We start from the raw sequence: 16,021 nt of genomic DNA on the forward strand, positions 1-16,021 counted from the left end.
TTTAATAAAACTTTAAGCTTTTACTGCTATAATTTCATTTCCTTTTCAAATAAAAGGGACTTAAAAAACTTAAGATTTTTATCTTAATTTTTTTATATTTGTTCTTTAAATTATTAATATTGTTAATCAAATCTTATAGTCAATCTTTGAAATCTAAATAAGTGATCGATTGAGCCAGAGATTTACCTTAATTAATGTAAATCTATCAATTAATAATTAAAGATTATTTTATTAATCTTTAAAATACTTTTTCTTTGAAGAAAAAGATTAAACTATCTGTATTTTTTATGGAGAGTTTGATCCTGGCTCAGAGTGAACGCTGGCGGCGTGCCTAATACATGCAAGTCGAACGATGAAGCTTTTAGCTTGCTAGAAGTGGATTAGTGGCGCACGGGTGAGTAAGGTATAGTTAATCTGCCCTACACAAGAGGACAACAGTTGGAAACGACTGCTAATACTCTATACTCCTGCTTAACACAAGTTGAGTAGGGAAAGTTTTTCGGTGTAGGATGAGACTATATAGTATCAGCTAGTTGGTGAGGTAATGGCTCACCAAGGCTATGACGCTTAACTGGTCTGAGAGGATGATCAGTCACACTGGAACTGAGACACGGTCCAGACTCCTACGGGAGGCAGCAGTAGGGAATATTGCGCAATGGGGGAAACCCTGACGCAGCAACGCCGCGTGGAGGATGACACTTTTCGGAGCGTAAACTCCTTTTCTTAGGGAAGAATTCTGACGGTACCTAAGGAATAAGCACCGGCTAACTCCGTGCCAGCAGCCGCGGTAATACGGAGGGTGCAAGCGTTACTCGGAATCACTGGGCGTAAAGGGCGCGTAGGCGGATTATCAAGTCTCTTGTGAAATCCAACGGCTTAACCGTTGAACTGCTTGGGAAACTGGTAGTCTAGAGTGAGGGAGAGGCAGATGGAATTGGTGGTGTAGGGGTAAAATCCGTAGATATCACCAAGAATACCCATTGCGAAGGCGATCTGCTGGAACTTAACTGACGCTAAGGCGCGAAAGCGTGGGGAGCAAACAGGATTAGATACCCTGGTAGTCCACGCCCTAAACGATGTACACTAGTTGTTGGGGTGCTAGTCATCTCAGTAATGCAGCTAACGCATTAAGTGTACCGCCTGGGGAGTACGGTCGCAAGATTAAAACTCAAAGGAATAGACGGGGACCCGCACAAGCGGTGGAGCATGTGGTTTAATTCGAAGATACGCGAAGAACCTTACCTGGGCTTGATATCCTAAGAACCTCTTAGAGATAAGAGGGTGCTAGCTTGCTAGAACTTAGAGACAGGTGCTGCACGGCTGTCGTCAGCTCGTGTCGTGAGATGTTGGGTTAAGTCCCGCAACGAGCGCAACCCACGTATTTAGTTGCTAACGGTTCGGCCGAGCACTCTAAATAGACTGCCTTCGTAAGGAGGAGGAAGGTGTGGACGACGTCAAGTCATCATGGCCCTTATGCCCAGGGCGACACACGTGCTACAATGGCATATACAATGAGACGCAATACCGCGAGGTGGAGCAAATCTATAAAATATGTCCCAGTTCGGATTGTTCTCTGCAACTCGAGAGCATGAAGCCGGAATCGCTAGTAATCGTAGATCAGCCATGCTACGGTGAATACGTTCCCGGGTCTTGTACTCACCGCCCGTCACACCATGGGAGTTGATTTCACTCGAAGCCGGAATACTAAACTAGTTACCGTCCACAGTGGAATCAGCGACTGGGGTGAAGTCGTAACAAGGTAACCGTAGGAGAACCTGCGGTTGGATCACCTCCTTTCTAGAGTACAAACTGATAAGTCTCACAACTATCAGTTCATATATAGACTCAATCATCCTTGTTTAGATTTCAAAGATTGATGAAAAGCTAATTTTGGGGAATTAGCTCAGCTGGGAGAGCGCCTGCTTTGCACGCAGGAGGTCAGCGGTTCGATCCCGCTATTCTCCACCATTTATAAGGGCCTATAGCTCAGCTGGTTAGAGTGCACCCCTGATAAGGGTGAGGTCACAAGTTCAAGTCTTGTTAGGCCCACCATAAAAAAGATTTGTTTATCAATCATATAATAAAGTTTTAAAACTTAAAGCAAGTATATAGCTAATAATAAAGCAATAAGTAAAGTAAAATACTTTATTACTTATGTTTTTAAATTATTTAAACTCTTTATATATACTTCCTTTAGGTTTTAAGACCTAAGCTAAATAAATAATAGAATATTTTATATATTAGATTAATTATTTAATGTTATTTGAATTATCATTGTTAAGAGTCACAAGCAAGTTTTAATAAAAACAATTTTACAGGACTTGTTAAAGGATAAAACCTAACTATCTTTTCTTTAACTTTTAGTTAAAGACAAGTTTTAAACTCACAACTTAGTTAGATTAATATTTTTAGTTTTATTAAGTGTTTAAATGCTTTCCGTCTTAAGATAGTAAAGTCTTATCGTAAAAACTTTAACAAGGAAGTGATGCGTTTTAGAATGAATTTAAAAGGTAAGCTATTAAGAGCGAATGGTGGATGCCTTGGCTGGTAAAGGCGATGAAGGACGTACTAGACTGCGATAAGCTACGGGGAGCTGTCAAGAAGCTTTGATCCGTAGATTTCCGAATGGGGCAACCCAGTATATAGAGATATATACTACCATAATGGAGCGAACGTAGGGAATTGAAACATCTTAGTACCTACAGGAAAAGAAATCAATAGAGATTGCGTCAGTAGCGGCGAGCGAAAGCGCAAGAGGGCAAACCCAGTGCTTGCACTGGGGGTTGTAGGACTGCAATGTGCAATAGGTAAGGTTAGTAGAACACTCTGGAAAGTGTAGCCATAGAGGGTGATAGTCCCGTATACGAAAACCAAACCTTAGCTAGCAGTATCCTGAGTAGGGCGGGACACGAGGAATCCTGTCTGAAGCTGGGTCGACCACGATCCAACCCTAAATACTACTACCAGACCGATAGTGCACAAGTACCGTGAGGGAAAGGTGAAAAGAACTGAGGTGATCAGAGTGAAATAGAACCTGAAACCATTTGCTTACAATCATTCAGAGCACTATGTAGCAATACAGTGTGATGGACTGCCTTTTGCATAATGAGCCTGCGAGTTGTGGTGTCTGGCAAGGTTAAGCACACGCGAAGCCGTAGCGAAAGCGAGTCTGAATAGGGCGCTTAAGTCAGATGCTGCAGACCCGAAACGAAGTGATCTATCCATGAGCAAGTTGAAGCTAGTGTAAGAACTAGTGGAGGACTGAACCGATAGGCGTTGAAAAGCCCCCGGATGACTTGTGGATAGGGGTGAAAGGCCAATCAAACTTCGTGATAGCTGGTTCTCTCCGAAATATATTTAGGTATAGCGTTGTGTCGTAGTATAAGGGGGTAGAGCACTGAATGGGCTAGGGCATACACCAATGTACCAAACCCTATCAAACTCCGAATACCTTATATGTAATCACAGCAGTCAGGCGGCGAGTGATAAAATCCGTCGTCAAGAGGGAAACAACCCAGACTACCAGCTAAGGTCCCTAAATCTTACTTAAGTGGAAAACGATGTGAAGTTACTTAAACAACCAGGAGGTTGGCTTAGAAGCAGCCATCCTTTAAAGAAAGCGTAATAGCTCACTGGTCTAGTGATTTTGCGCGGAAAATATAACGGGGCTAAAGTAAGTACCGAAGCTGTAGACTTGATTTTATCAAGTGGTAGGAGAGCGTTCTATTTGCGCCGAAGGTATACCGGTAAGGAGTGCTGGAGCGAATAGAAGTGAGCATGCAGGCATGAGTAGCGATAATTAATGTGAGAATCATTAACGCCGTAAACCCAAGGTTTCCTACGCGATGCTCGTCATCGTAGGGTTAGTCGGGTCCTAAGTCGAGTCCGAAAGGGGTAGACGATGGCAAATTGGTTAATATTCCAATACCAACATTAGTGTGCGATGGAAGGACGCTTAGGGCTAAGCAAGCTAGCGGATGGAAGTGCTAGTCTAAGGTCGTAGGAGGTTATATAGGCAAATCCGTATAACAATACTCCGAGAACTGAAAGGCTCTTCAAAGTCTTCGGACAGCGAGGAGAATTGCTGATGCCGTCGAGCCAAGAAAAGTTTCTAAGTTTAGCTAATGTTGCCCGTACCGTAAACCGACACAGGTGGGTGGGATGAGTATTCTAAGGCGCGTGGAAGAACTCTCTTTAAGGAACTCTGCAAAATAGCACCGTATCTTCGGTATAAGGTGTGGTTCGCTTCGTATTAGGATTTACTCCGAAAGCGAAGAAACTTACAACAAAGAGTCCCTCCCGACTGTTTACCAAAAACACAGCACTCTGCTAACTCGTAAGAGGATGTATAGGGTGTGACGCCTGCCCGGTGCTCGAAGGTTAATTGATGGGGTTAGCATTAGCGAAGCTCTTGATCGAAGCCCGAGTAAACGGCGGCCGTAACTATAACGGTCCTAAGGTAGCGAAATTCCTTGTCGGTTAAATACCGACCTGCATGAATGGCGTAACGAGATGGGAGCTGTCTCAAAGAGGGATCCAGTGAAATTGTAGTGGAGGTGAAAATTCCTCCTACCCGCGGCAAGACGGAAAGACCCCGTGGACCTTTACTACAGCTTGACACTGCTATTTGGATAAGAATGTGCAGGATAGGTGGGAGGCTTTGAGTATATGACGCCAGTTGTATATGAGCCGTTGTTGAGATACCACTCTTTCTTATTTGGGTAGCTAACTAGCTTGAGTTATCCTCAAGTGGGACAATGTCTGGTGGGTAGTTTGACTGGGGCGGTCGCCTCCCAAATAATAACGGAGGCTTACAAAGGTTGGCTCAGAACGGTTGGAAATCGTTCGTAGAGTATAAAGGTATAAGCCAGCTTAACTGCAAGACATACAAGTCAAGCAGAGACGAAAGTCGGTCTTAGTGATCCGGTGGTTCTGTGTGGAAGGGCCATCGCTCAAAGGATAAAAGGTACCCCGGGGATAACAGGCTGATCTCCCCCAAGAGCTCACATCGACGGGGAGGTTTGGCACCTCGATGTCGGCTCATCGCATCCTGGGGCTGGAGCAGGTCCCAAGGGTATGGCTGTTCGCCATTTAAAGCGGTACGCGAGCTGGGTTCAGAACGTCGTGAGACAGTTCGGTCCCTATCTGCCGTGGGCGTAAGAAGATTGAAGAGATTTGACCCTAGTACGAGAGGACCGGGTTGAACAAACCACTGGTGTAGCTGTTGTTCTGCCAAGAGCATCGCAGCGTAGCTAAGTTTGGAACGGATAAACGCTGAAAGCATCTAAGCGTGAAGCCAACTCTAAGATGAATCTTCTCTAAGCTCTCTAGAAGACTACTAGTTTGATAGGCTGGGTGTGTAATGGATGAAAGTCCTTTAGCTGACCAGTACTAATAGAGCGTTTGGCTTATCTTATTTAAGCATCACTTCCTTGTTAAGGTTTTTAATAAAGCTTTGAGTGTTTTTATATGAAATATTTATATAAAAATTACATTCTTAAGTTTATAAAATCTTATAAGTAAAGTTTATATTAGAACTTGCTCTTAACATTGTTTTTTAAGTATTCTAAAATGAAACAATAAAGTATTTAGTTCAATAAAACATCTAAATATAAGAATAAGATGAAAGTTAAAATAAAAATGATTTTTATGTTTAAATCTTATTGATTGTTTTTATTATGCTATATTAAATAGAATATTTAAATAACAATGTCCGTGATTATACAGATGTGGAGACGCCTTGCTCCATCCCGAACCAAGAAGCTAAGCACATCGTGGGTGATGATACTACGCCTTACTGGCAGGGGGAAAGTAGCTCATTGCGGACTTGTTAATTCTTATTATTCTTACTTTATATATAATCCTATATTTATTTTTATTGTTAGTTATTTTAGTTATTTTAGTTATTTTAGTTGTTTTAGTTGTTTTAGTTATTTTAGTTATTTTAGTTATTTTAGTTATTTTAGTTATTTTAGTTATTTTAGTTATTTTAGTTATTTTAGTTTGTGATATTATTTTTATATTTTTTATTATTTTAGATTATATTTCTTTCTTGTAGTTCTTAATTATTTATAATTTTTAGTTTTTAGTTTTATATGGTTTGGGATGTATGGTTTGGGGATTTAGTCGTTTTAACTTTAAAATGTTTATAGTGAGTTTGATAAATTTTTGTTTTTTAGTTTTTTATTGCTTATGTTTTTGGTTTTTTATTAATCTGGTAAATTAGGTTTTTTTATTTTTAGTATAGTTTTTAAATTTGGTTTTTAATCTATGTTGAAGTATTCTAATAATTTATTGGTAGTTTATTTTTAATTGTTTGTTGACTTTTTTATCAATTTGCTAAAATTATTTTTTGTTTTTTAGTAGTTTGCTAAATATGTTTTAGTTTTTTAGATTATATTTCTTATATTTCTTATATTTCTTATATTTCTTATATTTCTTATATTGCGTTTTTTTTAATTAATTTATAGTTTTTTTATTTTTTATGCTTTTTAGAAATTTATTTAGTTTTATGTTGTTTGGGTATTTGACTTGGTTTTATCATTCTTTATTTTTAGTAATTTATTAGCTTGCTTGTTTTTAATTTTAAAATGCTTATAGTGAATTTAATAAATTTGTTTTTACTTTTTAGTTTTATATTGAAATAGTATTGTAAAGTGTGATGTGTGATATTGTTTACAATAAAGTTTATAATAAGTCATTGTATTGGTGGATAATTGGTTTCTTAGAAGAAATTATCTTCTAAGAAAGAGAATGTTTATACAGCGCCTTTTGGAGCTGTAAATGCTGTTATTTTAGGCGGTAATCCCTTATATTTTTCTATATTTACTAAGCCTGTATGAGAAATGTTTCCGTTTGCTAATTCAGAAGTTGGCATATCAATAGTTAAGACATTTACATTTCCGTATTTGCACATTCCTTCATCATTTGGATCATACCAGCCACCTTCGCATAATCTTACAACATTTGGCATAATATCTTTAGTTACCACAGCACCTGCGAGAACTTGACCTCTTTTATTGAAAACTCTTACAATATCACCATTTTTGATTCCAAGTTTTTTAGCATCAATAGGATTGATTAAGATAGGTTCTCTATCATTTACTGCATATTTTTCACGCAATGAGGTATGGCACATTTGAGAGTGAAGCCTATCTGTTGGATGATTAGTTAGTAGATGAAAAGGTGTTTCCTTAGTAGCATTTCCTAGCCATTCTATCGGCTCCATCCACATTGGATGTGCTTTGCAGTCTTTATAGTTATACTTTTCGATAGTTTTTGAGTAAATTTCTATCAAGCCTGATTCAGTGCCTAGAGCATTTAAGATAGGATCTTCAATAAATTCAGAAAATCTCACCCATTCCATGCTTTCTATGGTTGGAGAAAAAGTTATAGGCTCATTTTTGGCCCAAAATTCTTCAAAACTTGGCATTTTTGGCTCAAATACATCCCCATAAGCCTGAGTTTGTTTTAAAGCGCTATTGTAGTATTCTTTAATAAAATCTTTTGCTTTTTTACCATTTTCGGTATAAGCATTAAATACATCATTTCCATATATTTTGCAAATATCAGCAAAAATTTCATAGTCATCTTTACTCTCGCCTATTGGTAATACTGCTTGTTTCATTGGAGCTATATTCATATTAGAATAATCTCCACTCATGGTAATATCATCTCGTTCATAAGAACTTGTGGTAGGCATTACAATATCTGCCATTTTGGCAGTTGGAGTCCAATAAATTTCATTTACAACTATAGTTCTTGGTTTTTGCCATGCTTTGATGTTAGTGTTTGTATTTTGATGATGGACTATAGGATTTCCACCTGCCCAATAAATAAAGTCAATATCAGGATAGGTTATTTTAGAACCATTATTGTCTATAACTTTCCCAGGATTTAATAAAGCATCAGCTATTCTAGCTACAGGAAAAGAATAACTAGCAGTATTTTGTAGCCATTCAGCACCACCTTGAGATTCTCCATTTTTTGGCATACCTTTAAATTTACCATTTTCCCAAATTCCCACAGCTCCTGCTGTAATACCTCCTATAACACCACCTTTGCATGATGGAACACCGCCATTACTATAGTGATAACTTAAGCCAAATCCACCACCTTTAGTGCCAATTTGACCAAGCATTGAAGCTAGGGTTATTAACATCCAATGAGGTTGCTCGCCATGATGAGCTCTTTGCATACCCCAACCACTCATGATCATAGTAGGGTTATCATAAAAACTTTCAGCTAGTGTTTTGATGATTTTTTCATCAATTCCACAAATTTTACTTGCCCATTTTGTATCTTTTTTAATACCATCATTCTTGCCATCTAAATAAGCTTTGAACTTATCAAATCCACTTGTATAATTTTCTAAAAATTCATAATTGACTTTATTTTTTTCGATCAAATGACTAGCCATGCCTATCATCATAGCAACATCTGTATTTGGTTTTGGAGAGATCCATTGTGCATTTAAAAATTTAGCAGTTTCGGTTTTTATAGGATCTATACAAATAACCTTGATTTTACTATTTTTTAATTTTTCAAAGTAAGCAAGACCTCTTTGATCGTTTGAAGTCCAAGCTATTCTTAAAGTAGCGATAGGATTAGCACCCCAAATAACTACTATTTTAGAATGTTCTAAAATGTTTTCCCATGAAGTTTGCTGTTCATATACTTCAATAGAGCCTACAACATAAGGCATTATTATTTGAGAAGCTCCGGTTGAGTAATCTCCGGTAGTCCCTACAAAACCACCTGTGACATTTAAAAATCTATGGAGCAATATTCTACAATTTTGCATATTTCCACTAGATTTCCATCCGTAGCTTCCACCAAATATAGCTTGAGTTCCTTTTTGCTCTCTTGTTTTTTTAAGTTCTTTTGCTATAAGTTTTATAGCCTCATCATAACTTACACGCACAAATTCATCTTTTCCTCTAAGTTCAGGTTTTGGACTGTCGGGATTTTCAAGATAGCTTTTTCTAACATAAGGATATTTCACGCGCGATTTATAGATCATATCTGCTGTATAGTGTTGTAAAGGATTGTCAATTTGTGTTACTTTTTCCCATGGCTCACTTTTAATTACCACACCATCTTTAATGGTAAGTTTTAAAATTCCCCAATGTGCTGCTGTTATCACACTTCCATTTTTTACTAAACCAGAATTTATTTGAGAAACTTCTATATTTTTACTCATGGCTAAACTAGGAGCTAAAGGCAACACGCTTAACCCTGCTCCGATTTTTAAAAATTTTCTTCTATCAAGTCCCATTTTATTTTACCTCCTTAAAATCTTTTGCATTTTTTTGCAAATACTGTATCACTAGCCAATGATCTTTTTTATCAATTCCTGTTCTATTTACCATTGATCTAAAAGTAGCAGGCCAGCCATTAGCACTAAATTCACTTTCTTTATGAACGCTATGACAAATTCCGCAATTATTCATATAAAGCTCTTTAGCTTTTATAAACATTTCTTTGTTGCTTTTTGCAAAATCTTTCTTGTCAGTCCAAACTTCTATGGTAGCTTTATCCCATTTTCCATTTTTGCTTTTAGTATAAGTTTTAAAATCAAGTTTTGTATTTTTAGAAAATGCAGCAACTATGATTCTTTGACTATCGTTGTAATAAAGCACAGAAGGCGAAGCAGGATTAACATAGCCTGTGATCTTGATTAAAACTTTATTTCCATCAGTTTTTAATACTTCAAAAGGATTTGTGGGTAGCAATCTACCAACAGCTTTTGTGTCATTTTTGCTTAAGTAAAGTGAGCTTACTTCACTTGTAAAAAATTCATTTTTAGCGCAAACAAAAGAAACAAGCGCTAAACAGAAAACTAAAATTTTTCCCATTTTGCCTCCTTGATATTTTTAATATAAACTTATTGTATAACTTTAGTATTAAAATTTTCTTAGTATAAAAATATAAAAAATGCAATAATAAATATTATCTAATAATTTTTTATTAATTTTTAATTTATTTGTTTTTATTTTTTCATAAAGTCTTTTCAATCCTTTAAAGTAAATTTTAGTAAAATATAAAATATTCTTTATAAAGGTTAAAAATGCACTTTACTTTGCTAAATGAAAAAGATTTTTTCAACCCCTACTACCGCAAAAAGCAAATTACACAAAATGAATTTGACACTTTTAGCAAGGCTTTAATGCAGTATCTAGAAAGGCTTGAAAGCTCACAAAGTGAAAATGAAGATTATCTTGTAGCTAACACACTTAGTCCATTTTTAACCACTCTAAATTTCAAAACCCACATCAAAACCAAGCAAAAAGGCAAAAGCGAGATTGATTTAGCCATTACTAAAGATGAGCTTAGCAAAGACTTAGAAGTTCTCATCGAAGCTAAAAAGCCCAACTCAAAAGAATTCATCACCCATACAAAGCCAAATTCCAAAGCCTTGCATGAAGCCATTTTGTATTATTTTAGAAACAGAGAGCATAGCTTTAGTTTGAAATTTATCATTATCACAGACTTTTATAAATTCTACATTTTCAAAGCTAGTGAATTTGAAGAGCTTTTTTATAAAAACACAAGCTTTAAAAAGCTTTTTGAAGAATTTCAAAGCCCAAATTCACTTTTTAAAGGCAATACTGATGAATTTTACAAAGAAGCAAGCAAACTTATAGAAAATTCCAAAGAAAGTTTAAAAGGCTTTTTCATCGATTTAGCCTTTTTAAAAGACAAGCAAAAGTCAAATTTCAAAAATCTAGCAAGCATTTTTAAAACCTTTCATAGAGACTTTTTGCTAAATGAATTTAGCCCAAATGACGCAAACTCACTAAACAACGCATTCTATAAAGAGCTTTTATACATCCTAGGTTTAAGCGAGAGCAAACAGCTTTCTAAATTCATCATCACACAAAGTGAGCAAAGCAAACAAGCCCAAGGCACGCTTTATCATCTCATAGCGAGCAAACTCCCAAAGCATGACTTTGAAGAGGTGTTAAAATTCATCATACTTTGGCTAAATCGCATTTTATTTTTAAAGCTTATTGAGTCTAATTTAGTTAGATTTAACAATGATAAAACCCTTAAATTTCTAAACTATGAAAAAATTCCAAATTTTACTACCCTTTCACACCTTTTCTTTGATATCTTAGCTAAAGAAAAACACACAAGGACGCAGAGTAAATTTAGCTATTTGCCTTATTTAAATTCATCACTTTTTGAAAAACAAGCCATCGAAAAAACTACACTAGAAATCGCTACTTTAGAAAATGATGCTTTGCTAGAGTATCACCCACACACGCAGTTAAAAGATGACAAAGGCAAAAGCAAAAAAGGCAAAGTAGGTTTGCTTGAGTATTTGTTTGAGTTTTTAGATAGTTTTGACTTTGGAGCAGATGAGCAAAGCGAAGAACTCATCAAGCAAAAAGAACTCATTAACTCAAGCGTTTTAGGAAATGTCTTTGAAAAGCTAAATGGCTACAAAGAAGGTAGTTTTTATACCCCAAGTTTTATCACTTCATATATGTGTAAAACAAGCATAGAAAAAGTCGTGCTTGATAAGTTTAACCATACTTTTAAGCTAAATGCCACCAAGCTAAACGAGCTAAGAACCCAGCTACGCCAAGAAAAAATCCCTCAAGAGCAAAAACTAGCCTTGCTAAATTCCATACGCATTTGCGATCCTGCGGTGGGAAGTGGGCATTTTTTAGTTTCAGCTTTAAATGCCATGCTTATGGTGCATTATGAGCTTGGTTTGTTTGAAGAGGACTTTTACCTAAGCGTGCAAAATGATGAAATTTTAGTGCAAAATCACAAAGGCCAGTTTTTAGAGTATAAACGCCCTGATTTTGACAAAGACAAAACCCACCTTTGCCAAAAAGAACTTTTCGAGCGTAAAAAAGACATCATAGAAAACAACCTTTTTGGAGTAGATATCAACCCAAACTCATGTGAGATCACTAAACTAAGGCTTTGGATAGAGCTTTTAAAACACAGCTTTTATGAAAGCTTTGATGATACAAACTATCATGATCTTAAAACTCTACCAAACATCGATATCAACATAAAATGTGGGAATTCTCTTATAAGTTATTTTGAAATTCACAAAAGCCTTTCTCACTACCCAAACATCAAAGAACGCATGGATAAATACAAACGCATAGTCAAAGACTACAAAGAAGGCTTTTACACCGATAAAACTCTCATCGCAAAAGAGATCAAAAATCTTAAAGAGTCTTTTAAAAATTTCTGCTTAAAAGACAAATTTGCCAAAGAGATTAAGCAACTTACCAACGGTGCTAATGAATACTCTAAAAAATACGGCGATTTTTTAGCACAAGATGAAAAAGATGAGAATTTTAGAGCATTTTTCTCTAAAAATATGTTTGAATTTGACTTTGATGAAAGTGAGGCTAAGAAAGAATTTAAAAAACTTAAAAAGCTTTATGAGAGTATATTTGACTTAGAAAGTGCAAATCCTTTTGAATGGCGTTTTGAATTTAGTGAAGTGCTTGATGAGAGCGGGAATTTTCAAGGATTTGATCTCATCATCGGTAACCCACCTTACATCAGACAAGAAGACATCAAAGAGTTAAAGCCAAATTTAGCCAAAAACTATAAAGTATATAAAGGCACAAGCGACATTTATACTTACTTTTATGAACTTGGGTTTAATGTGCTAAAACAAAATGGTGTTTTGTCATTCATCACTTCAAACAAATACACAAGAGCAGGTTATGGAGAGCCTTTGCGTGAATTTTTGCTTAAAAATACCACACTTTTAGAATACATCGATCTAAATGGCATAAAAGTCTTTGAAAGTGCTACGGTAGATACTTCCATACTAAGCTTTGAAAAAGCAAAAACTAAAGATAATAGCTTCAAATACCTAGCCCCAAACACCGAGCTTTTAAAAGAAAACGACTTTAGCATAGAAAGCATTTTAAATTTTAACAAAATCGCACAAAATTCTTTAAGCAAAGAAAGCTTTACTTTTAATGATGAAAGCACAAATGCACTAAAAGCAAAGATAGAAAAGCACGGCATTCCTCTTAAAGACTGGCATGGGCTTAATATAAACTATGGCATAAAAACGGGCTATAATGAAGCCTTTATCATTACTACTGAAAAAAGAGATGAAATTTTAGCTAAATGCAAAGATGAAGCCGAAAAAGAACGCACCGCCAAACTCATACGCAAAATGCTACGCGGTAGAGATATAAAAAGATATAGTTATGAGTGGGCAGGGCTTTGGGTGATAGGAACTTTTCCAAGTTTAAACATCGATATAGAACAATACCCATCATTAAAATCTTATCTATCTAAATTTTTACCACGCATAAAACAAAGTGGAGAAAAAGGCTGTCGTAAGAAAACAAGTAACAAATGGTTTGAGACCCAAGATAGTATAGCTTATTATCAAGAATTTGAAAAAGAAAAAATAGTTTGGAACCCAGTGAGTGGAGAATATTTGTTTTCATATATTAATGATCCTATGTTTTTTAATAATTCTTTATTTATGATGACTTCAGATGAAGTAAGTTTAAAATATATATTAGCTTTTATGAATTCTAATTGTTATAAATGGCTAATTACCTTAAAAACAAATTTAATACAAACGGGTTCTTATGCTTATGGAGCTAAAGATAAAATAGAAAAACTTCCTATACCAAAAATAAATTCTAAAAATGAAAAACTAGCAAACGAGCTTATAAGCTTAGTCGATGAGATTTTAGTTTTAAAAGAACAAGACAAAAAAGCAAACACCAAAACCCAAGAAGCCAAAATAAACTCTATCGTTTATAAACTTTACAACCTAAACGAAGAAGAAATAAAAATCATTGAAGGAAAATGATGAATGAATTTGATCAGAGATTGACACAATATGGAATTTATGCAACAAATACACAAATATCAATAGGAAAAGATAGAATAAGTGTATTTGGCAATGCAATAATTGAAAAAATAGATTTTAAGATTTTACAAGAAAAAGGTATTAAAGATCTTGATATAAGGGTAAATGAAATTAAAAATATTATTTTTACAAAAGATGTTTTGTTAGATATGTCTTTTTCAGGTGTAACTTTTATAAATGAAATCAAAGCTAGCTCTAAATTTATAGGTGAATTAGTTTTTTCAGGTTGTACTTTTAAAGAAGAGGTGAATTTTCAACAAGCAAATTTTGAAAATTTTATTTGCTCTCATGTTACTTTTGAAAAACAAGTATCTTTTTTAGGTGCTGTTTTTGGAAATACAGAAAATAAAAAAGAGATAAGTTTTTCCAATGTTACTTTTTTAAATGAAGTTGTTTTTTCTAAGGCTATTTTTAGTAGTAATATAGATTTTTATAAAGGTTATTTTCAAAAAGAATTGAAATTTAATAGGGCTAAATTTAAGTGTGATAAAGCTAATTTTTACATAGAATGTAAAGATAAAGTTGCTTTTATTGGAGCTATTGGAAAGAATATAACGATTATAGAATCAAATTTTGAAAATAATTTGATTCTAGGTGTAACATTTGATTTATTAAATATTATTGATAGTGAAATATTGAAAGATTTAACTTTAAATAACTCCACAGGACACAATATAGAAATTATAAATTCCACCATAGAAAAAAATACTGATTTGTCTTTTCTTTCAGCTAATAACATATCTTTAAATAATTCAACTTTTAAAGGAGAAATAAGTTTATCTATAAATAATTTTACGCTCACACAAAATATAAATTTTAAAGATATTACTTTTGGAAAATTATATGTACCAAAAGAACTTTTTATAAAGAGTGTAAATTTTGAAAGATGCATCTTTTTGCAAGATATGAATTTTAAGGATTATACTTTCAATGAAGTTGCTTTCAATACTTGCACATTTAAAGAAAGCGTGTATTTTAATAATTCTTGGTTTAAAAAGGAAGTTGATTTTCACGAGTGTGAGTTTGAAAAGACAGCTTGTTTTTATGGGGTGCAATTTGATGAAATACCAAATTTTTCTCAAGCTTTATTTAAGAGCAATATAAACGTTATAAATTCGAATTTAAATTTTGGTTTTACTAGGGTAGATAAAAAAATACAGCTAATGTCTTTACAAGGAAAAGGTAAGTATAATTATGAAATTGCAAATGATTTTAGAGATTCTTTCAGGAATTTTAAAAGTGCTTTGATAAAAGATAACAATTTTTTAGATGCTTCAAATTTTCATAAATATGAGCTTTATTGTAAAGAGATAGAACTAAAAAATAAAAAAGGCAAGACTCTTAAAGATATAGTAGATAAATGGCAACTCTTTTTCTACCGTAAACTTTGTGATCATCATACAGACTTGCTAAAGGTGTTTCATAATCTACTTATCATCATCATGCTTTTTAGCTTTTTTTCTTTTGTACTTGATAAATTTAAACAACCCAACATAGAAAATAATGCAAAATATCACATCGTTCAAGTAGATACTAATGAAAGCTATATCTTTAAAGAGCACAATAAAACGACTTATAATTTTTTATCCTTGAATATAGAGCAAGAATTTAAAAACTTGAGTCAATTTATACCTATGGATAAAATTCTTTTCACGGTTAAATCGTTTATATATGAAAATCCACTCAGAAATCAACTAACTTTTGTAGAAAAATTTGGTTTATTTTTGTTTTTTGCGTTGTTAGTGATTTTAGTTGCTTTGTTGAATAAACAATACTTATGGTTCTTGCTTTTTCCTTTGTTTGTAGGGGTGGTTTATTGCATAGGATTTCCTAAGTCGATTATTACTCATTTTATGATCATAATGCTATTTGCATGTACTTTTATACTTATAATGGTTTTTGATAGTAAGCCTAAAAGATTTCTTTTTGTAGGTATTTCTTATATAGTTTGCATTTTTGCACTACTTGCAAAACCTAGTTTAATGCTTCCTGTGTTTGGAAGCTTTTTAGAAAAAGACACTAATGCTACTTATCCTTTACTGCTTAGTTTATCGGTAGTGTATTTTATACTTGTAGCTTTAGTGATATTCTCGCTCCAAAAAACAGCACGCAAAAACTCCATAGTGCCAAGTTGAAATA

The 16,021-nt window shown here is 34.4% G+C and carries 4 protein-coding genes, 2 tRNA genes and 3 rRNA genes; 7 read left to right on the top strand and 2 right to left on the bottom strand.

The window, feature by feature from the left end:
* Positions 1-284: 284 nt before the first annotated feature.
* The 5 genes from L8X50_RS03765 to rrf all read left to right on the top strand — a co-directional run bounded on the left by L8X50_RS03765 (position 285) and on the right by rrf (position 5,828).
* Positions 285-1,797 (top strand): 16S ribosomal RNA (locus L8X50_RS03765).
* Positions 1,798-1,892: 95 nt separating this feature from the next.
* Positions 1,893-1,968 (top strand) — tRNA-Ala (locus tag L8X50_RS03770).
* A 7-nt stretch (positions 1,969-1,975) separates the two neighbouring features.
* Positions 1,976-2,052, top strand: a tRNA-Ile gene (locus tag L8X50_RS03775).
* Positions 2,053-2,508: 456 nt separating this feature from the next.
* Positions 2,509-5,416, top strand: a 23S ribosomal RNA gene (locus tag L8X50_RS03780).
* Positions 5,417-5,711: 295 nt separating this feature from the next.
* A 5S ribosomal RNA gene (gene rrf / locus L8X50_RS03785) occupies positions 5,712-5,828 on the top strand.
* The 16S, 23S and 5S rRNA genes sit together here with 2 tRNA genes alongside, the layout of an rRNA operon.
* Before the next feature lie 929 nt (positions 5,829-6,757).
* Here the strand turns inward: rrf and L8X50_RS03790 are convergent.
* Together L8X50_RS03790 and L8X50_RS03795 are read right to left on the bottom strand one after the other, a co-directional pair.
* Positions 6,758-9,277: a molybdopterin guanine dinucleotide-containing S/N-oxide reductase gene (locus L8X50_RS03790; protein ID WP_263660432.1), complete on the bottom strand. Its 2,520-nt coding sequence runs from the start codon at positions 9,275-9,277 to the stop codon at positions 6,758-6,760.
* A 1-nt stretch (position 9,278) separates the two neighbouring features.
* Positions 9,279-9,857, bottom strand: coding sequence for a cytochrome C (locus L8X50_RS03795; protein ID WP_220566522.1), 579 nt, complete (start codon positions 9,855-9,857; stop codon positions 9,279-9,281).
* Between the two features lie 212 nt (positions 9,858-10,069).
* Between L8X50_RS03795 and L8X50_RS03800 the strand changes: the two genes are divergently transcribed.
* Positions 10,070-13,822 (top strand): Eco57I restriction-modification methylase domain-containing protein, encoded by a 3,753-nt coding sequence (locus L8X50_RS03800; protein WP_263660433.1) that lies wholly within the window; start codon positions 10,070-10,072, stop codon positions 13,820-13,822.
* Complete coding sequence (locus L8X50_RS03805; RefSeq protein ID WP_263660434.1) at positions 13,822-16,017, top strand: pentapeptide repeat-containing protein; 2,196 nt, start codon at positions 13,822-13,824, stop codon at positions 16,015-16,017. Before L8X50_RS03800 ends, L8X50_RS03805 begins: the two co-directional genes overlap by 1 nt.
* The last annotated feature ends 4 nt before the right edge of the window (positions 16,018-16,021 follow it).

Source organism: Campylobacter sp. CNRCH_2013_0898h (genome assembly GCF_025772965.1).
Taxonomy (GTDB): domain Bacteria; phylum Campylobacterota; class Campylobacteria; order Campylobacterales; family Campylobacteraceae; genus Campylobacter_D; species Campylobacter_D lari_D.

What these genes read in the sequence shown, in the direction of transcription:
- L8X50_RS03790 (WP_263660432.1), bottom strand. Translation starts at nt 9,277, where the DNA reads ATGGGACTTGATAGAAGAAAATTTTTAAAAATCGGAGCAGGGTTAAGC.
- L8X50_RS03795 (WP_220566522.1), bottom strand. Translation starts at nt 9,857, where the DNA reads ATGGGAAAAATTTTAGTTTTCTGTTTAGCGCTTGTTTCTTTTGTTTGC.
- L8X50_RS03800 (WP_263660433.1), top strand. Translation starts at nt 10,070, where the DNA reads ATGCACTTTACTTTGCTAAATGAAAAAGATTTTTTCAACCCCTACTAC.
- L8X50_RS03805 (WP_263660434.1), top strand. Translation starts at nt 13,822, where the DNA reads ATGAATGAATTTGATCAGAGATTGACACAATATGGAATTTATGCAACA.